General features: G+C 51.5%; 23 protein-coding genes. 3 read left to right on the top strand and 20 right to left on the bottom strand.

From position 1 onward, the window contains the following. Positions 1-41: 41 nt before the first annotated feature. The 4 genes from MZ182_RS21050 to MZ182_RS21035 all read right to left on the bottom strand — a co-directional run bounded on the left by MZ182_RS21050 (position 42) and on the right by MZ182_RS21035 (position 1,571). Positions 42-344 (bottom strand): hypothetical protein, encoded by a 303-nt coding sequence (locus MZ182_RS21050; RefSeq protein ID WP_000410925.1) that lies wholly within the window; start codon positions 342-344, stop codon positions 42-44. A 77-nt stretch (positions 345-421) separates the two neighbouring features. Next, the gene (locus tag MZ182_RS21045; RefSeq protein WP_000209093.1) at positions 422-766 is read right to left on the bottom strand and encodes a hypothetical protein; all 345 of its coding nucleotides are present in this window, start codon (positions 764-766) and stop codon (positions 422-424) included. A gap of 191 nt (positions 767-957) precedes the next feature. Beyond that, positions 958-1,311 carry a hypothetical protein gene (locus MZ182_RS21040; protein WP_000994741.1) on the bottom strand — a complete coding sequence of 118 codons (354 nt, stop codon included), beginning with the start codon at positions 1,309-1,311 and terminating at the stop codon, positions 958-960. 68 nt (positions 1,312-1,379) lie between these two features. Then, positions 1,380-1,571 (bottom strand): hypothetical protein, encoded by a 192-nt coding sequence (locus MZ182_RS21035; protein WP_000651508.1) that lies wholly within the window; start codon positions 1,569-1,571, stop codon positions 1,380-1,382. A 17-nt stretch (positions 1,572-1,588) separates the two neighbouring features. Here MZ182_RS21035 and MZ182_RS21030 point away from each other — a divergent pair, with 17 nt between their 5' ends. Beyond that, positions 1,589-1,831, top strand: a complete 243-nt coding sequence (locus tag MZ182_RS21030) for a hypothetical protein (protein WP_002210529.1) — start codon at positions 1,589-1,591, stop codon at positions 1,829-1,831. Between the two features lie 77 nt (positions 1,832-1,908). Here MZ182_RS21030 and MZ182_RS21025 read toward each other — a convergent pair whose 3' ends face one another. The 16 genes from MZ182_RS21025 to MZ182_RS20950 all read right to left on the bottom strand — a co-directional run bounded on the left by MZ182_RS21025 (position 1,909) and on the right by MZ182_RS20950 (position 14,864). Further along, positions 1,909-2,361: a hypothetical protein gene (locus MZ182_RS21025; RefSeq protein ID WP_001176699.1), complete on the bottom strand. Its 453-nt coding sequence runs from the start codon at positions 2,359-2,361 to the stop codon at positions 1,909-1,911. Then, entirely contained in the window at positions 2,351-2,740 is a 390-nt protein-coding gene (locus MZ182_RS21020; protein WP_000026577.1) for a hypothetical protein, read from the bottom strand. Before MZ182_RS21020 ends, MZ182_RS21025 begins: the two co-directional genes overlap by 11 nt. Positions 2,741-2,801: 61 nt before the next feature. Further along, on the bottom strand, positions 2,802-3,026 hold the full coding sequence (yfaE, locus tag MZ182_RS21015) for a class I ribonucleotide reductase maintenance protein YfaE (RefSeq protein ID WP_001102700.1): 225 nt from the start codon (positions 3,024-3,026) through the stop codon (positions 2,802-2,804). Positions 3,027-3,091: 65 nt separating this feature from the next. Then, entirely contained in the window at positions 3,092-3,976 is an 885-nt protein-coding gene (locus MZ182_RS21010) for a hypothetical protein (protein WP_000477209.1), read from the bottom strand. A gap of 73 nt (positions 3,977-4,049) precedes the next feature. Continuing rightward, positions 4,050-4,550 (bottom strand): hypothetical protein, encoded by a 501-nt coding sequence (locus MZ182_RS21005; RefSeq protein WP_000793769.1) that lies wholly within the window; start codon positions 4,548-4,550, stop codon positions 4,050-4,052. Between the two features lie 90 nt (positions 4,551-4,640). Continuing rightward, complete coding sequence (locus MZ182_RS21000) at positions 4,641-5,180, bottom strand: hypothetical protein (RefSeq protein WP_000018872.1); 540 nt, start codon at positions 5,178-5,180, stop codon at positions 4,641-4,643. Between the two features lie 264 nt (positions 5,181-5,444). Beyond that, positions 5,445-5,780, bottom strand: coding sequence for a hypothetical protein (locus MZ182_RS20995; RefSeq protein WP_001071288.1), 336 nt, complete (start codon positions 5,778-5,780; stop codon positions 5,445-5,447). A 61-nt stretch (positions 5,781-5,841) separates the two neighbouring features. Beyond that, the gene (locus MZ182_RS20990; RefSeq protein WP_021598075.1) at positions 5,842-7,638 is read right to left on the bottom strand and encodes a VWA domain-containing protein; all 1,797 of its coding nucleotides are present in this window, start codon (positions 7,636-7,638) and stop codon (positions 5,842-5,844) included. An 84-nt stretch (positions 7,639-7,722) separates the two neighbouring features. Continuing rightward, the gene (locus MZ182_RS20985; RefSeq protein WP_000170086.1) at positions 7,723-9,000 is read right to left on the bottom strand and encodes a DUF3150 domain-containing protein; all 1,278 of its coding nucleotides are present in this window, start codon (positions 8,998-9,000) and stop codon (positions 7,723-7,725) included. Between the two features lie 199 nt (positions 9,001-9,199). Further along, complete coding sequence (locus MZ182_RS20980; RefSeq protein ID WP_000706865.1) at positions 9,200-10,210, bottom strand: YqaJ viral recombinase family protein; 1,011 nt, start codon at positions 10,208-10,210, stop codon at positions 9,200-9,202. A gap of 62 nt (positions 10,211-10,272) precedes the next feature. Next, complete coding sequence (gene bet / locus MZ182_RS20975; RefSeq protein WP_001282585.1) at positions 10,273-11,262, bottom strand: phage recombination protein Bet; 990 nt, start codon at positions 11,260-11,262, stop codon at positions 10,273-10,275. Between the two features lie 94 nt (positions 11,263-11,356). Next, on the bottom strand, positions 11,357-11,887 hold the full coding sequence (ssb, locus tag MZ182_RS20970) for a single-stranded DNA-binding protein (RefSeq protein ID WP_000987165.1): 531 nt from the start codon (positions 11,885-11,887) through the stop codon (positions 11,357-11,359). A 60-nt stretch (positions 11,888-11,947) separates the two neighbouring features. After that, positions 11,948-12,856, bottom strand: a complete 909-nt coding sequence (locus MZ182_RS20965; RefSeq protein WP_000739139.1) for a hypothetical protein — start codon at positions 12,854-12,856, stop codon at positions 11,948-11,950. A gap of 10 nt (positions 12,857-12,866) precedes the next feature. Continuing rightward, positions 12,867-13,835 (bottom strand): AAA family ATPase, encoded by a 969-nt coding sequence (locus MZ182_RS20960; RefSeq protein ID WP_000085162.1) that lies wholly within the window; start codon positions 13,833-13,835, stop codon positions 12,867-12,869. A gap of 219 nt (positions 13,836-14,054) precedes the next feature. Then, a complete protein-coding gene (locus tag MZ182_RS20955; protein WP_001186917.1) occupies positions 14,055-14,240 on the bottom strand; it encodes a hypothetical protein in 186 nt (61 codons plus the stop codon). 303 nt (positions 14,241-14,543) lie between these two features. Beyond that, a complete protein-coding gene (locus tag MZ182_RS20950) occupies positions 14,544-14,864 on the bottom strand; it encodes a hypothetical protein (RefSeq protein WP_000547566.1) in 321 nt (106 codons plus the stop codon). A gap of 293 nt (positions 14,865-15,157) precedes the next feature. Between MZ182_RS20950 and MZ182_RS20945 the strand changes: the two genes are divergently transcribed. Both MZ182_RS20945 and MZ182_RS20940 read left to right on the top strand, forming a co-directional pair. After that, positions 15,158-15,799: a hypothetical protein gene (locus tag MZ182_RS20945; protein WP_000796664.1), complete on the top strand. Its 642-nt coding sequence runs from the start codon at positions 15,158-15,160 to the stop codon at positions 15,797-15,799. 122 nt (positions 15,800-15,921) lie between these two features. Beyond that, a complete protein-coding gene (locus MZ182_RS20940) occupies positions 15,922-16,782 on the top strand; it encodes a hypothetical protein (protein WP_000709517.1) in 861 nt (286 codons plus the stop codon). Positions 16,783-16,817: the final 35 nt, after the last annotated feature.

Genomic DNA, 16,817 nt, shown 5'->3' with positions numbered 1-16,817 from the left:
CCAATCGGGAAGTAATGGCCCCGATGGGTTTAAAGTGGTTCTCAGTTCACAGCGATGCCGTGAGACTGAATGGCATTAGCAAAGCCAGCCATTTGTTCAGGGAAGGTGTAGCGGTTGATGTCCTGGCTGCGAGCCAGATTGACATGCACCTTCTTCACCTTCGTTTCGTCAGAGTCGTACTTTTCAAGCGCCAGCTTCTCAGCTTCTTCCGGATCTCGGCCCAGCGAGTAGGCGTAAATCACAGAGGTGAAGCCAAGTCCTGAGCCGAATGCGTAGACTTGTTTCTCGAAATGGACGTCAGCGAAATAGATGCTGAATCCGGATTTGAGGTTATGTTTTTCCATGATGCACTCCAAATAGTTTGGGGGCGCACCACGTCCCGAACCGGGCGGATGCACCCGGTTTAGGGTTAGTAGATTGCTCAAGCTGTTACGCCAGCCTGAGCCTTTATTGCTTCAAGCACGATCTCTGCTTCCTTGATAGAACCAGTGCTGTACAGCTTATGCAGCACCCGGCCAAGGTTCACAGAGATCTTTTCTTTCACTTGGAGATACTTGACATAGAAGTCATACAGTTTCTCCGCCTGCTCAAGGTGGGACATGCTCTCAACGGGAATGGTATTCCCTGGATTGCAGTACCACTTTCCGAGCACCTTTTGTACAAATCCCTCTTTGTCTCCTACGAACTGATTTGTGCCAAACACCCCACTGGTTGGTGAGCGTTGAATAACAGAAATCGGATTCGCAAAGCTGGCAAGAGTAGTCATAGTTGTGGCTCCATGTTTGTCAGGGAACCACCAGCCCGAGGGGCAGTGATCCCCCAAGGGTTATGTAGAATGCTGTTTGTTTGGGGAGGCCAGCTACCTCACTATTCACTCTCGACAGAGAGCAAAATCTTGCTTTCCGAGGGGCACAAACTTTCACATGTGAAAGTCGATGCCACTGGGAAAGCAGGGGGTTAACCCCCCGCTTTAACCCGCGCTAAGCGGTTTAGGATAGACTTCACGCCTTCCCTTACTCCAGATGGATCGTAACCTGCTTCATCGCAGCAGACCACAAATGAGAATGGATGTACCTCATCGGACATCACCCAAGCCATCGTTTCCTGCTTGATTTCACTTCCAGCTCGACCATCAGCAAGGACTCTAAGGCTATGCCATAAAAGCCCATCACGTAACTGCCTTACCTCATCATCAGTCCATTCAGGCTTTGGCTCAAATGGAATGACTTCTGCGGTCTTCGGCTCTTCATCCAGGAAGAAAAGCGGCAGCTCAAGCTGGTTTTCCTTCTGGATCATCTTCACTGCATTCATGGTGACTCCTTTTACGGGCACCATGCCCCCACAGGGGCATGAAGCCCCCAGTGGGGTTACAGTCATAGTTACTTCACGCCTGCCAGTTGAGAATTGATGTTCTCTTCCAGCCAGCCTTGAAGCGATTCAAGGTCACGTTTGTCTTCCGTATTGCTGGCTTTACGTGCATCTTCCGACACAGCGCTCAACATGGCGTTAGCCTCAGCAAGTGATTCAACATTGTTCCCAGGGAACACAATCGTTTGACTGTGATCTTTCATGGTCTTCTCCTTTGAGAATGGAGGACCGTCTCCCATCAGGAAGAGCGGCCCCGTGGGTTAAAAGTAAAAATCCTCCAGCTCTTCATGGTCAGGCTTTCGCTCAACTGGTCGAAGCAACTCAGCTTCATCAGCGAACTCAAGCTCAGGATGAAAAGCAGGATGAAATCCTCGATGCCAGACTGGACGGTCATTATCGAGGTCTAAGTAGCAGTGCCTCCCACTGGCTGGGTGATAGCAGTAAAGCCACTGTCTACCACTAACGGTAAACGGCTTCTCTGCACCTCCACATGCCGGTACAAGGTTATCTGCTGCTATATGCGCTACAGCATCCATAGGATCAGTCCTCATCTTCGTCATCACGAACACAAAGATCACGAGCAACTATTTCCGCAGCTATCAACGCATAATCGTTGCCCTGCCAGAACCACCGCTCCGCCAGCTCATAGGCTTCGCTGGAAGGTTCGCCATAACCATGAGCCACCACGTAATCGTGGAACACTTCATGATCAAATGCCTTGCCATCAGCTTCCATGAACCAACCGACAGGGCACTCCAGAATGCGATGCCTTACGACATCTCGCTCTGAATACCCCTCTCTGACGGCTTGCTCCAACATTTCCCGCGACATACCAGGAGGAGTGATGATCTCTATGCTGATCCCGTCACTTCCTGCAAGATTGTCCTCGTATGGAAGACCGGCAAGTGTAAGGTGATTGCGCTTGCACCAGCCGATGGTCCGAAGTATCCGACTTTTGTCAGACTCCCTGGCCGTGTATCGGTTAAGCTGCATAGCCACCTCCAGCACACTCCCCATCTTCGATTTCACTTCCGAGCTCGACCATTCCAATCAGGTCAAGCTGGGTCATGTCCGAATCCAGAGAGCAGTCAATTGCTGACTGAATGATGCCTTTGTGGGCCAAGCCTAAAACGGACTTAATAGTCGAAAGCAGAGACTCGGCTTCGCTCTCGATTTGCTCCAGAATGTCTTTCCATTCCCAGTGCTCAAACGGTTGCCAAACGACCAGATCCTCAGGCTCGTCTCCCCGTTCGACACACTCAGACAAATACTCATAAGCCTTGCACCAATTCTCTTGTTGGCCCAGTTCACTGAGCACTAGAGCGGTAGCATGACCGTATGCGATTTGTTCAACTTTGGTATTGATAGACATAGTGTTTCTCCTCGTAATGGATAGAGGAGCCCCACCCGCAGGAAAGGCTCCTCCGGATGGGTTAAATTTCCAAGGTCACATCGGTTTTTGCTTTAGCGCAGCAAACCAACACTTCCCCTTCTTTGACAAATGCGATGGGCGTCTCGTCATAGGCCACTTGACCTTCGAGTAGACGAACCCGGCACATGCCACAAAAGCCACTGCGACAATGCGTTTCAACAGTGAGGCCTTTGCTTTCGATTTGCGCCAACAGCACATTGTTGCTGGCTTGAAGTTGTACGTTCATGGTCACGCTCCTTTGTTGTTGATGAGCGCGACCAATCCCCTCCGGGATGTCACGCCCCGGTTGGGCTACTCAGCAAGTGCATAGACACCTACCTCGATGCGAATAAAGAACCTGGCATCTTGAAGAACTTGCCTGACCTTTGCTTGCCAGTGGTTGTTCTCTCGATGCTTTGCGTAGGGTTCAATCTCTTTGTAAATCTGCTCCAGCTTCAACGTTTTCCCCTGTAGGGTTCGGCGTATTGCAGCTTTCCACGTAGTCGAAACCATATTGGTTGCTCGACGGTGTACGGCAGCAAGAAGACAGAGCGATGAGGCAACGTCGTTACGACGAAACACCAACAGCTTTTCATGGGCGATACGCACCAGCTTCCCGGAATACTGAGTTCGGTCACTCACACAGTTGTGCTGTGTTTTGATGATCTCATCCACCAGCTTCCCAGGTGCGATACGTTCCACAAGGCTGGACAGGTTGAAATAATCCCCATCGCGCCTCAGGTTTCCCATGAGGATTCCGTAATGCCCTCCTCGCTCACAGGCGTCATGAATATTCATAACGGCCAGCTCAAGGGCTTCAACGAACTCAGGCAAATTCATGCGGCTCATATCCCATTTGTTGGGCTCGCCCCACTGCTTACCTGAATACTGGATCATGTCCCAGTAAGGAGGGTGCCACCAGATCAGGTGTGCAGGCTCTCCGAGGAACGAAAGGAAGTCATCCCGCAACAGGTTGAACCCCTGATGCAAGTCTGTCCCTTTGAAACGGACACCAAGTTCATTGGCAACGTCGATGCTAGAGCCACCCCCAACACTTGGGTCTGCCACCAGCCCGTTCGGCTTTCTCATGTAAGACTCAATGAAGTCTTTAACGATAAAGCCCGAGCAGTTGCCTCGGTACTTGTTGTTTCCGTAAGGCCCCCTGTTTTCGTAGGAGCATACTGATGATTTGAACATGGCGTCCTCCATCATAGATGGGGCGCACCATGCTCCCATCAGGGGCCGGTTCGCCCCTGGTTAGGGATTAAGATCAAGCGTTATCTGCATACCACCAGCTAAGGCGATTGCAATCACGAAAGAAGGTTGCTTCATCAGGAGCCTTCATCATGACCACATCACCTTCGCAGTAGGTGCATAGCTCAAGCGTTGCTTCATTTTTCCAAAAGGCACTGCACCCCGATTCTTGATACACAACCTCCCATTTGGGATGTCGCAAGTACCGATGGAAGAAATCGAGAGTGTCACCATAAGGGAAGTTGAAGCGCTCCATCACTGAACCATTTTCTGTCAGTTCAGGTTTAACCTTGCCGGTTTTCAAGCGCTTCTTGATGATGCGCTGAACCCAACGAAGTCGTGCAAACAGCCGATTGGTGTCTTTCTCGTACCACTGGGGATTACGCTTGCTCCAGTAGAGCTTGGCGAAGATTTCCCCGGACAAATCCTTCATCTGGTTTTCGTTGAGCTCATCAAGAAAACGTCGAGAAGGTTTGTCGTAGTCAAGAACTGCTTCCAAAGCTGATAGGTTTTTCATAGGGACTCCTTATTGCGATTGCGGAGCCCCGTCCCCTCAGGGCTATCGGAGCCCCATAGGGTTAATTAGGGTTAATGGTTGAACGGCGATTTATCGAGGGTTGGTGAATCGAATGGCTTTACCAACGAAATCGGCCATCAGTCGATTCCCAGTAGAGCTGAAATAGCTCTGCCACTCTTTCCAACCACCAACGGATTCCACCGAGCTTGGAGACTCGAAGATACCCCAGATACGCATTTCACAACCTCGTTGCAACACTCGGTTTACCTGGTCAACCAAGTATTCCTTGTTCTGCAATGAAGAGAGGTTGCAAGGCATCTGCATGATCAGCTTTTCAGCTTGCTCGAAGTCGATTTTTTCAATCAACCCCGTGCGGGTATCCACAGAGAATGGAACCACCTGTTGACCGTGGTTAGACCACAACCAATGGGTGATATAGATCGGATTAACGCCAACTTCCGCTGGCACCAATACGCTGCCGCAAGACCGCAACAGCCAGACCAGACGTAAACCATCGAATCGATCCAGAGACTCCACATCGGTAGTGATGTCATCCTGGTAGATTTCAGGCAGCTTATGTTCGGCGGCGAGAGAGATCATTACGGATTTGAGATTGTTCAGATGAGACATGTGTGCTCCTTAAAGTAACTTGGGCACACAGAGCCTGTCAGGCGCAGTGCGCCCTTAGGCTGAGGTTGAATGCTGTTTGTTTTTGGCGACCAGCTATCGCACGTTTCGCCCTCAGAGAGGACAAAATTCACTTTCTCAGCAACCCTCAATGAAGGCCTCTGAGAAAGTGGGAGGGTATTCCCTCCTCACTTTGATTGTTCCACGAGAGCTGTGTGAACAGGAACGCTCAAACTGCCCTTTTCGGGTGCAAAGCTCAAAGACGCATCAACTGCCCCGTCTTTTCAGTTCTTCGACCAGATGTTCAGGCACCTTACTCGCAGTACAGGCCAGCAATACATCGAGGCCTACCGGCTTGTGAAAGCGCTTATTTGACCAGGAATCGCCAACTGATGACTTTGCCCAGTCGATTGCTTGCCCAAGACTGTGGAACTGCCGCCTGCCTGTGTATCCCATACGACTATCCAAAGTAACACCCTGGAACAGTCTCCAGTACATCGGAGGAATGCGCTTAGCAAGCAGTAAAAAAGGCGTCTCCGGCACTGTAGCCCTTCTACCTTTGTTCCGATGATACAAATCCAAAGATGAATGGAATTGGTTCATAGACTCTCCAAATAAAAACGGCCACCCCCGAAGGGATAGCCGTTTGTCGTTTCACTTCCTGTTAAGCTGCAAAAGCAGTCAATGACCGCTCCATCAACTTAAACAGTGTGCGTTGCAGAGCTGCCGCATCATCAATGACAATGTTCTTTTGGAACAGTCCTGACACTGCGGTAGTCTCTACCCCTATGCCGATCACCTCAACATCGCTTCGTTCACAGAGGTCAATCACTGAGCGACATGCCGGGGCGCTTTGAGGCTGCCCGTCAGTCACTACGATCAACATTTTTCGCTCTTCACGGGTCTTGGTGAGTTCAAAAGCTGCATACCACATAGCTTCCGCCATAGGCGTACCGCCAGTTGCTTTGAACCCAAACCAACCGGCCCGATTCTGAACCGTATCTCCATGCTTCACGACACTGAACACTGGCTGGTTCCGGTTGCCACCAAAAAAGGTGACTGCCGGGTTTACGCCGGGTATTGCTTCCAGAGCCATCGAAATAGCCAAGGACGCTTCCCGCGCAATGTCTTGACGCTCCTTTCCATTGGCGGCCTTGTAGGCCATCGAGGAGCTCATATCAACCAGGATGTGAACCGCCGTATTAGGGCGTTTCTTGGCTTCCGGCTTGAGGAATACGCGGGTATCACCCGTCACTACACGATGTAGTTTCCGAGCATCCACACGCTTCCCTGATCGTTGGTTACGGTGAGCAACTCGCTGGCTGGCCTGGACCAATCCGTAGAGCTGCGTTCTTATCTTTGAAGTGGTGCTCTTCACATCCCCTACCAGGCTTTTGCCAACAGCAGGGTTGTCCTGGGTGTTCACAGCAGAGCGAACAGTCATATAGCTACTGTCCCCCTTATCTTGAGCCACCCGGTTGAGCTCGGCTTTAAGTGCATCATGCGCGTCACCACGCAAATCACCGGCACCGGCATTCAGAACCTGCTGGAGCATTTTGGCCGCGTCTTGTTTCGCCGCGTCAGAATTGCCACCAGCCTGGCTTTGTCCTGCCTTGCTGCCACCATCAGTATCCGACTTGCCTTGGTCGCCCTGTCCTTTCGGATCAGATTTCCCGTTAGCATCGTCTTGCTTCTGGTCTTTACCTTGCTGATCACCACCATTGGCATCAGGCCCTTGGTTTTGATCGTTACCACTTCCGCCCTGACTGTTCTGAGGTTGGTTGCCACCAGCATTCTGCTGGTTGTTACCATCCTGACCATTCAGGGGCTTTTGCTCTTCTTTCTCCTTTTCCTCCTCGATCATCTTGATGATTTGGTCGGCCAAGGATGTCACCTCTGCGGTTGACTTAGTGTTCACAGCCTTACGCAGTAAAGCGTTCAGCCGAACAACAACACCCTGAGGGAACACGCGCTCGAATACGGGGGTAGCCGAATCGAGATAGGGTTGAAGGACGGATTGCCCTACAGCCTTGGTTTGCAACCAGTACAAACAAAACCCTGTCAGAATGGAGGCAGGGGCCTCTTTGTCTGTGACGTGCTCGTAATGACCAGCTTGAGCCATATAGCGAGCAACCTCATTCAGGGTCTGCGACGTACCGGGGAAGAGTTCCATCATGGCCCGTTCTATGCGGCAGTCCTCCAAAACGTTGGACAACTCAGCATGAAGACCTCTGCGGCGCTCAACACCAAAGTCCGTAAACCGGACATGGGCTGCTTCATGGGCCAAATACCCCCAGACAGCATCCATGTGAGGATAGTCGTCGGGGATATTCGGAACCACGATGGTCTTACCATCGGTGTATGCGTCATCGTTACCGATGGCGACTTTGACACCGAGTTTTTCACCATAGGCTGCGGCCACGATTGGTAGAGCGCTGTAAATGGTGCGTTTTTTGGACATATCTTTTCTCCTGGTAGGGAAGGAGATAGTCCACCCCTGGAGGGAATGGCTATCCCCTCCGGGTCGGTTTAGTTGAAGTGACTATTAGAAGAAATAGTCGCCATCGTCGTCAGTTTTAGGCAGCTCCTGGTTGAGAGGCTCCTCTGTCGGCTCCTCTTGGACAGGCTCTTGCTCTACCGGAGTTTCCTCAGGCAAAACCGGCTCATCCTCAACATCAACGCGCTCTTCTCGAACCACATCACCGGCATTGGATTCATCTTCCGATTCACCCTCGCCTCGTTCTGCAAAACTCTTGAAGAAGTTGTCGATGTCTTCATCCAGGTCAACAGCGTTACCACCGCTGTTAGTCTGTTCTGATTGAACAGATTCAGTACCACCTACCTGTTGCTGCTTGGTTTCGCCACCCTCTGTTGCAGGGATAAGCTCACCGGCTTTATCGCTTTTCTGTTCGGCCTTTTCATCTTTAGAACGGTCCCCCATCTGGGCTCCCGAACCGCCAATGTCATTAGCCATGCCCTCTACAGTAATCGAGCCATTGGCATACTGCTCGATGCGGTCCCTCTCGCTCATGATCAGCACTGCGGCCACGACCTGATAAAAGAAAGGCGCAACGATGTTTCGGCCATCGGCATGTTGCTCGTATCCCCGGAGGGTTTGGTCGAGCAGCTTGACCAGAGGGTTAAAAGCGCTGTTCAGGAAGCTAAGCCCATCCACCTTGTCGCGGATGTTACGGAGTGTCTGCCGAGTAGTGACCGCACATTGGTCTCGACCGGCCAAACGTTCCATATAGAACTTATTCGCTTCCTGAACCACTTCGGAGATGAGATCGTCACCCAAGCGCTCAACCTTGCGGTTAAGGCGTTTGGCGTTGGCCTCATCTTCGTTCACAGGCTGGATCATGAACACCTGGTACTCAAAGCCAATCCGCTCCTCGACCGTTTCCTTTGGAAGGGCTCCGGCACGGATAGCTCGTTCATACTCAGGGTTCTCCTGACACCATTCATCCACGGCTTTGTTGTAACCTTTGATGAAATCCTGTTTCAGTTGGTTAAACTGAAAGTTTATGTCATTCAGCTTGTTACAGATTTCATCGGTCTTGCTGACGGGTACGGCAAATCCGTTCATGAACGGCATACCGAATTTCAGCAGGAGGCGACGAGTTTCTGTTTTCAGGCGATGAAAGCCTTTCAGCTTAGCCGGATCACAGATCTTCTTACTTCCCAGTTGAGCTACTTTCTCAGGTGGAATTTCACCACCCTCGCCCAGCTTGAGATCAGATGCAGACAAACGGGTTTGTCCACTCCAGATGTCAAAGTCTACGTGGATAACACAGAGGCTTTGTAGATGGTTCACTTTAGTCATGATGCACTCCAAAAAGTTGGGGGCGCACCACGTCCCGAACCGGGCGGATGCGCCCGGTTGGGCTAGTAAATTAACGTTAATTTGCTGTTTGTTTTTGGCGACCAGCTATCGCACTTTTCGCTCTCCGAAGAGAACAAAATCTTGCTTTCCGTTGGAGACTCCCAGAATCCCCAAGGGAAAGCGGGGGAAAATCCCCCACTCACCAGTAGAACGTCTCTACTTCTTCCGGCAAATCATCAAGAGGAGCAAGCACGTCCTCATCAACAATGTACCGTGGCTTCACAGAGCCAGTAACCGTTACACGGCACCGCTCTGATGACTTCTCTCTGTACTGGTCAACATCCTCAGGCTTCACGCCTGACGCCTTATCAGCCAACAGCTTTTTGTAGTCTACCCGGCCAGCCGCTTTGTATCTCGTTACCATCACACCGCAGTAGTCGGCATGGAAGTATTCCCCCATGAGGGACTTCATGGTGTCGAGATGAGGCTTTTGCCTTTCTTGAAGCTCAGACAGTCGCTGTTTCAGCTCCTGAATCTCAGCATCATAGAGGCGGTATTCCTCAGCAGCAGCAATCCAACGGTTGACCTCTTCACCTTGCGGTATGTACAGGTCTCTCTCTGGATCTTTGTCGGGCTCCTTCTTGTCTACTACCTGTTGCCAGAACTTTTTAGCCTCGGCCAAGATTTCTTGAATCATGGCTTCGTCTCGGAGTATTGGAAACTCCTGAATCTGACCTTCAAAGTAGAAGACTAACCAGCCTTGCTTGGCCCCCGTTACCAGGAGCTGGTGTTGCACCTGCGGGTAATAAAGCTGGTATGCCTTGCTGTTTGCTTTCTCAGCACAAACATCTTCCCAGACAGTCGCACTCGGGCTTTTCAGCTCGACGGGCTCCCCGTTATCTCTCAGGCCATCCAGGGAGGCCCTCATGAGCGGGTATTGAACCGATTCGACACAGGCGGGGAGCAGCATGTCATCATACTTCTCCTCGAAAGCGCGTCTTGCAGCATCTTCGTTTTCTATCCCCCGGCGAACCAGCGGATTAAGACTCAGATCGACTTCACGCGCATACCCAGTCTTCTCGGCCCACAGTCTCCATCGTGTTTTGTACGGAGACCGATTGAGCAGGATAGCGGCGTCAGTGGCTGTTACACCTTGACGCCGCCAATCAAGCCAATCTTCCTCTCGTTGCGATAGGTTGACTATTTTCATGGACCTCTCTCCAATGGTTAGGAGGGAGATCTCCCCCAGCGGGGGAGTCCCCCCCGTTGGGGTTAGTAGTAACTGCCTTCCGCGCCCTCCTCTTCTGTAACAGGGATCATGTCCTCGTCACTCAAAGGCGGCATTTCTTCGGCACCAGGTTCAGCATTTGCAGAACCACCAGCGGCGGACTCTTGCTCGTGCGCTTCCTGGTAGTCAGGTTTCGGAGGCTCCATTTGATCCATCTCCTTGTCACGAAGGAATTGAGTCGCATATTGCAGTTCCGAACCTTCATACCGTCCCTTCACATACTCATGCGCCGCAGACCATGCGTTTTCAGCAATGGCGCGATTTGCGAGTTTGGTTAGGATCGGGTCAAGCTCTTTGTGCTCAATAGCCAAAGGCTCTTGGCTTTGAACTTGAGATGGTGAAGGGAGATTGGCAATAGCCGGGTTAATGGCCGATGCCTGCTCCATTTCACGGATGCGTTCAGCTTCATCCTGGTCATAAATACCAGAGAAACCAAATGCGACACGAGAACACTGGATCAGCGACTTGTGCCGGAGTTGACGCTTGGTGTGCGTTTGCCAGGGGCCATCAACAGTGTAAGCACCATTGCGACCTTGACCCTGAAACGGTTCACGGTACACCTCATCAATGAACTCCTTGATGCGGATAGGGCGAGATCTGTCCTTACGGTAAATCACGCATTCAATCCACTCAGGGCAGTCAACTTTCGCCCCCTGCATTCTGACCATCTTGTCCGAATACACGAACTCGACGCCATCATACTGGGGATGCTCGTTGATGATGCGGCTCCAACCATCAACACCTACTACCGGAATGATCCCATTTTGCTTGTCAGGAAACGCATAGATTTCCCGAGTGAAAGGGTTCAAACCGTACTGTTCAGCCACGATCAGGAGCGTCATCATCTGCTCATCGGTCGGGGCACTTCCATCTCGCTGCTTGAATGCGGTCGCCTTCAAAGTTTCATAGAACTTTCGGGTGTCCACGCCAAACCGGCTTGCGATACGGGTTACAAGAGATTTGTTATCAGACATGGTGTTTCTCCAATTCACGAATGAACGGTTTGAGGACACCATGACCCCCTCGGGGCATGAGTGCCCCCGTGGGGTTTAGTAAGAGTTGGCGGTGTTACCCGCCAGCCAAGTGGTGCAGCCGCATGAACGGGATGTCATCATCCCAGCCATCAGGAGCGGGACCATAGCCTCCGCCCATACCACCTTGCGGTGCTGATTGCTGCACAGGAGCAGATTGCGTACCGGCTCCTGTACGTTGCCCTTTTTGGGGCGCTGCACGTTGAGAGTTGTCCTGAGGTGCATTTCCACGACCACCAAGCATCTGCATTTCAACGCAGTGTACTTCGGTGGTGTAGCGCTCGATTTGTTGGCTGTCAGTCCACTTCCGGGTGCGGTTGCTCCCTTCGAGATAGACTTGGGAGCCCTTTTTCAGGTACTCACCAGCGACTTCTGCCAAACGACCTTTAAGCACAATACGGTGCCACTCAGTATGCTCTCTTTGCTCGCCAGACTGCTTATCGCGCCACGTATCCGTTGTTGCAACGTTGAAGTTGGCAACGGCAGTTCCGCTTGGCATGTAGCGAATTTCCGGGTCAGAACCGAGATTACCGACCAGAATTACTTTGTTGACGCCTTTAGACATCATGACCTCCAAGTTATTTGGAGAGGGCCAACGCCCCTTTCGGGGAGCAAGCCCCCGTAAGGGTTAAAAAAAGTGATCCTCTTGTTCGGCGTCGATCTCTGCCAGGCGAATCAGCTCAGATACAAGGCCAAGCCTTTCTGCATCTGCTCTTACTTCGTCGTAGCTGAAACCAAACCGTTCAATGAGGGGTTTTAGTGAATCAAAACGCTCGTAGTCGAAGGTATCACCCTGTTCATCACAGAATGCCACCAGCGGCTTCTCTACGTTTGAAAAGTCATCCGCGAAACGCTGTTGCAGGTAAACCAACATCAGCAGGGGTTTGTGACCATGTTCCGGGCGGAGTTCACCAGCGCCTTCCAGCGTAGCTGGATGGATAGTGTTTTCGCCTAGTCCAGTGCTAACCCCAAGCTCATAACCGCTGTCAGTACGCATCAGCACACTGGGTAGCAAGTCATTTGAGCCTTCGCTCCGAGCAACCTCAAAGCCGATTAAACCGGCTCCTTTGGCAAAAACCCCAGCAACAAAACCTTTGAAGAGGTTTATGTCACCTGGAGGTAACTCAGAGGGCGGAGATAACAGCCAGTTGAGAGATCCCAAGCTGGCTGTTTGTCCGGCTGAAACATTCCCCCCTTCCAGCACCGTCTGTGTCTCTGCGTTTACCAGCACCTCATCCAGAAAGGTGTACCCCTGGCTGAGAAACTGTGACACATACTGGCTTTCTTTGTCCTTGTAGGACATTGGGATCGTGTCTGGGCCGTTAGCTTCAAAAGGTCCTTCGAGCTTTGTCTCAGACCAATTTTCAGCTTTCCCATCAGTGACGGTTCGGCGTAGCTCGACCATCGTGAATTGGCCTGGCTCCGAGGAGCTGGGCTCCCGGAGCAACTTGTAGCCAATGAAGACTTCTATTGTGGTTTCGTCATTGCCCCACTCTTTAGCAGTGTAACGACGGCACAAACAGTCATTTTTCTTCATGCGTCACCCCTTAGCGCCATTGGTCCCCGAACACATCCTTCGCAACACGCAGGATGGCTTCACGCTCCTCTTTGGCCGCACGGATAAGCAGAGCTTGATCCAGGGCGTATTCAAGAGCATTTGGGGCACCACGGAACGCTAGAGACAGTTTCGCCCAACGCACCAACGTCCGAGTGGACATGGTGACGCTGATCTGACCATCTTCACCGTTTTCGCCAAGAAACAGTTTGCGGACCTGATTAGCAATCCGAACCATTCCCTTCCGCACATTTTCCGGAAGTTTCGGAGTAACACGGCCAAGAATGCTGAGTTCAGCTTCCTCATCCGCATACCCTACTTTGGTGAAACGATAGCGATCCATAGCTGCGAGGTTCTGCATCATCACCCCCTGGTACAAACCAGAAGCATCACCGGACCCCGTAGAGTTACCAGTAACGACCACACGAAACATCGGGTGCGGCTTGATGATTTCCCCGCCATTCTGAGCGATCACAAGGGGACGCCCTTCAAGGACATCGTTGAGACCAGCCAGCTCGGCAGGGTCGGCCAAATCCACCTCGTTGATGAGGAGCAGATGACCTTCACGCATAGCGACTGCCAGAGGTCCATACATGAACTTCATGACAGGTGGTTGACCAGGCTTTTCCGCGACCAGAGCGTGATGTCCAATCAGATCTGTCAGCTCCATCCGCCCGTGGGCAGTGATTTGCTGAACAGGCCAGTTGAGACGACCAGCGATCTCGGTGATACCTGAGGTTTTGCCAGACCCGGTAGGGCCGGTTACGAACAATGCGTCACCGCCAGGCTCTTTGAGATAGGCCAAGACCTCTCGCAGAAACTCTTTGCGGAAAACGTAGTTGGTATCAGTGGCAGGGATGAAAGGGTTTGAACCGTCAGCGTAGCCGATGGCCGTTACCTTCTCCGGAATGCTGGGCATACCGAAAACCTTGCTTACTGAGAATTGAGAGTATTGAGACATAGGTGCGCTCCTATTGTGACAGGCGCACCACGTCCCGAACCGGGCGGATGCGCCCGGTTGGGCTAGTAAATTAACGTTAATTTGCTGTTTGTTTTTGGCGACCAGCTATCGCACTTTTCGCTCTCCGAAGAGAACAAAATCTGCTTACTGATGGTATTCACCATGAGTAAGAAGACTTTTAAGGAGCGAGGAGAGTAGCCTCTCCTGGAGGCCACTCCCTCAATGGACGAACATCACCACATCGTCGTTTTGACCAATGACCCCGGTTTCTTTGGCCCACTTCACTGCTTCACTGTGCGCCTGGTAGGAGCTGGAATACAGTTTCGGATCAAATTTCACCTCGCGTCCATCAGCCAGATAGATGATGCCTGCGTGATCGTCGTAAACATGAAGATTCTGTTGCATTCGACATTCCCCCTGTAGCTTGTCGTCAAAGCCAACTGACACCAGAAGACTTTGAGGACAAGCCACAGAGGCTTGACCAGAAAGAGAGGGGTTGCCCCCTCCCTTTGCGTTGACTATCAGCAGTAACCGAACGATTCAGCGATTCTCACGAAAGGACGAGAGATTGCCCAACCAGTAGGGATACACAAAGCGATGATAGCGATTTCCATGATGTTGCTCCTAAGCAAAAAGGGGCAACATCCCCGTCGGGGTATGGTTGCCCCGATGGGTTTGAAAGTGTCGAAGATTACTCAGCGACAGTTATTACCAAACAAGTTCCTTGCCCTTACGAAGGTAAGTCGGGATTTCGAGATAATCCCAGTCAGGTTCTTGTTTAGCGACTTCTTGAACTTGAGTTACCTCAGGTTCAACGACTGCTTTGGCTTGTTCAGCCTTGGCAGCACGTTCTTTGATGACGGCCTGTACAGACCGCATTGCAGGAACTGCGAATTTGTTCCAAAGGAACAAACCGATACGCTGGAACACTTTAGCGAGAACGATGAAGGAAAAAGCAAATGCCTTCGCGCCTACGTACAGTGCGCCCAGAGATGCAAGCAGAACTACAATGAAAGTGATGATGTGCATGGTGTTGCTCCTATGTAAAAAAACAGGGGCAACACCCGAAAACCGGGAGAAGCCCCCGGCTTGGGGTTAAGTAATGCCATACGGCATAAGACTAGATGCTGTTTGTTTTCGGAGACCAGCTATCTCACCTATAGCCGCAGAGCGACTAAGATGATTCAAATATAGCTCACCTTTGCTAAACAGAAAACGCTGTAACTGTCCATTTTGGGCACTTCGAGAGGTCAGGTTACAGATTGACCGCATTTATCCTTTCCAGTGCGTTTATCTGTACCTCAAATTTAGGAGTATCTCTAATGGCAGAAGCACAAGTAGCACTGGACACAAACAACGACCGCAGCAACCACTACTCTCGCCCTGTTTTCAAGCAAGTTCTGAAAGTAAACAGCCTCCAAGCTCAGCGCGTCATGGAACGCAGCTTTGAGCGAGTTTCCAACTCCCTGTTCTCCATCGACGTGATCCTTCGCATCATCGGTGAGCAGGACGAAATCGACCAGGTTGAAACCGTCATCCTGGAACACATTTCCAAGGTCTCCGAAGACCTGGACAAAGCTACCGCCCAGCTCAACAAGCTGATGGAAGACAACGGCATCGACATGATGCCCGGCTACACCAACCCGAATGAATACACCATCGAGATCAACTCTCCTCAGGTTGCTCAGTTTGCACACCTGATCCGCAAACTGGATACCCTGATGGGGATCGTTGACACTCTCTGGCTGAACACCGTACTGACCAGCAAGCAGCGCACCGACGCCACTTACCAATGGCAGCAACGCCTCATCAAGCTGGCCGGTCGAATCATCGGCATCGAGAAACGGGCTCGCATTTCCGCCCACAGCAAAGGCAAAGAAGGTGAAGTGGCCGAAGCCGCTCCGGAATCTGCAACCGGCGACAAGGAAATCGCAGACGAAGCCGAGAAAACAAAAGCAGCATAACCCAGCCCAAACCTTTGCCCCTCGCCCGAGGGGCTTTTTTTTGTCTTTTATGGTTGCATTTTTTGATGCTGTGATATTATCGAAGTAAATCAGATTCAACTCAGGTAAGAACGGAGAACAACATGAAAAAGGCTTTAATCACCACCGTGGCTCTGGCTGTAGCAGCTCTATCTGGCTGTGCATCCACCAGCAGTTACGAACCCACAGCGTACAAAACCAATCACAGTCGCGCTTACAACATCGCGGAGGCCGGTGGCCTGGTAACAGGCATCCAAGACGCTTCTGTTCCGCGTGACAAGCTGGAGCGTCTGACCGACACCAAAACGTTTGGGGCAGCCTACGTGCTGTCTGGCTACATGTCCCCTCAGCTCGGAATGACCGACTGGCAAGGTGGCTTGGTCAACCTTGCGAACTGGGCTATCGGCCCCAAACAGCATGGCGCTCGCAATAGCTTGATCGCTTGGATGCCTGCTAACGAAGCAGTTTCACCGGCAGACGCTCAGGCCAAATTTCTTTCACATGTGAAAGTTTCCATTGAGTCAGCGCTGACTGATTTGGGTGCCAATTTCACGCTTCTGTATGACAAAGATGGTCGCCTAACCTATCAGTTCTACAAGAATGAATGGGGTTGCCCGACGTGGGTGAACGGACAAAGTAAGGTAGCTGACATGTGTTCCGTTAAGGTGAAAATCGTGGAGCCTCGCCTAGGGTCAGCTCCTAATTTTGTCTCTGGCGTTCAAGGTACAGCGTATGCCTTCACATCAGGCCATGAGACCGCATACAACTTTGTGAATGTCGGTAATGGGGCAGCAAGCCATGCTCCTCAGCAAGCGATCTACGCAGCTATTAGCAAACAGCTACCAGCTTGGGCCTACCTCTACCTTGCTCCAAAATCGGTTGAGCTGGATAATGGCGAAAAAGTTGCTTTCCCTTACCTTCTTGATCAGGGAAAAGCAGAGTTATTTGTTTACCCAGAAGCGTAATCAATCTACATGAGAAAGGGGCCGAAAGGCCCCTT

The organism is Shewanella sp. JNE2 (assembly GCF_023159115.1).
Taxonomy (GTDB): Bacteria; Pseudomonadota; Gammaproteobacteria; order Enterobacterales; family Shewanellaceae; genus Shewanella; species Shewanella putrefaciens.
Note: the sequence above shows the minus strand (reverse complement) of the source record. Positions and strands in the feature narration are given on the sequence as shown.

Excerpts from the sequence above, each read along its gene's own strand:
- MZ182_RS21050 (WP_000410925.1), bottom strand. The coding sequence starts at position 344 with ATGGAAAAACATAACCTCAAATCCGGATTCAGCATCTATTTCGCTGAC.
- MZ182_RS20960 (WP_000085162.1), bottom strand. The coding sequence starts at position 13,835 with ATGTCTCAATACTCTCAATTCTCAGTAAGCAAGGTTTTCGGTATGCCC.
- MZ182_RS20985 (WP_000170086.1), bottom strand. The coding sequence starts at position 9,000 with ATGACTAAAGTGAACCATCTACAAAGCCTCTGTGTTATCCACGTAGAC.
- MZ182_RS20965 (WP_000739139.1), bottom strand. The coding sequence starts at position 12,856 with ATGAAGAAAAATGACTGTTTGTGCCGTCGTTACACTGCTAAAGAGTGG.
- MZ182_RS20990 (WP_021598075.1), bottom strand. The coding sequence starts at position 7,638 with ATGTCCAAAAAACGCACCATTTACAGCGCTCTACCAATCGTGGCCGCA.
- MZ182_RS20995 (WP_001071288.1), bottom strand. The coding sequence starts at position 5,780 with ATGAACCAATTCCATTCATCTTTGGATTTGTATCATCGGAACAAAGGT.
- MZ182_RS21025 (WP_001176699.1), bottom strand. The coding sequence starts at position 2,361 with ATGCAGCTTAACCGATACACGGCCAGGGAGTCTGACAAAAGTCGGATA.
- MZ182_RS21020 (WP_000026577.1), bottom strand. The coding sequence starts at position 2,740 with ATGTCTATCAATACCAAAGTTGAACAAATCGCATACGGTCATGCTACC.
- bet (WP_001282585.1), bottom strand. The coding sequence starts at position 11,262 with ATGTCTGATAACAAATCTCTTGTAACCCGTATCGCAAGCCGGTTTGGC.
- MZ182_RS21035 (WP_000651508.1), bottom strand. The coding sequence starts at position 1,571 with ATGAAAGATCACAGTCAAACGATTGTGTTCCCTGGGAACAATGTTGAA.
- MZ182_RS20955 (WP_001186917.1), bottom strand. The coding sequence starts at position 14,240 with ATGCAACAGAATCTTCATGTTTACGACGATCACGCAGGCATCATCTAT.
- MZ182_RS20945 (WP_000796664.1), top strand. The coding sequence starts at position 15,158 with ATGGCAGAAGCACAAGTAGCACTGGACACAAACAACGACCGCAGCAAC.
- MZ182_RS21030 (WP_002210529.1), top strand. The coding sequence starts at position 1,589 with ATGGAGGACCGTCTCCCATCAGGAAGAGCGGCCCCGTGGGTTAAAAGT.
- MZ182_RS21045 (WP_000209093.1), bottom strand. The coding sequence starts at position 766 with ATGACTACTCTTGCCAGCTTTGCGAATCCGATTTCTGTTATTCAACGC.
- MZ182_RS20950 (WP_000547566.1), bottom strand. The coding sequence starts at position 14,864 with ATGCACATCATCACTTTCATTGTAGTTCTGCTTGCATCTCTGGGCGCA.
- MZ182_RS21000 (WP_000018872.1), bottom strand. The coding sequence starts at position 5,180 with ATGTCTCATCTGAACAATCTCAAATCCGTAATGATCTCTCTCGCCGCC.
- MZ182_RS21040 (WP_000994741.1), bottom strand. The coding sequence starts at position 1,311 with ATGAATGCAGTGAAGATGATCCAGAAGGAAAACCAGCTTGAGCTGCCG.
- ssb (WP_000987165.1), bottom strand. The coding sequence starts at position 11,887 with ATGATGTCTAAAGGCGTCAACAAAGTAATTCTGGTCGGTAATCTCGGT.
- MZ182_RS21005 (WP_000793769.1), bottom strand. The coding sequence starts at position 4,550 with ATGAAAAACCTATCAGCTTTGGAAGCAGTTCTTGACTACGACAAACCT.
- MZ182_RS21010 (WP_000477209.1), bottom strand. The coding sequence starts at position 3,976 with ATGTTCAAATCATCAGTATGCTCCTACGAAAACAGGGGGCCTTACGGA.
- MZ182_RS20980 (WP_000706865.1), bottom strand. The coding sequence starts at position 10,210 with ATGAAAATAGTCAACCTATCGCAACGAGAGGAAGATTGGCTTGATTGG.
- yfaE (WP_001102700.1), bottom strand. The coding sequence starts at position 3,026 with ATGAACGTACAACTTCAAGCCAGCAACAATGTGCTGTTGGCGCAAATC.
- MZ182_RS20940 (WP_000709517.1), top strand. The coding sequence starts at position 15,922 with ATGAAAAAGGCTTTAATCACCACCGTGGCTCTGGCTGTAGCAGCTCTA.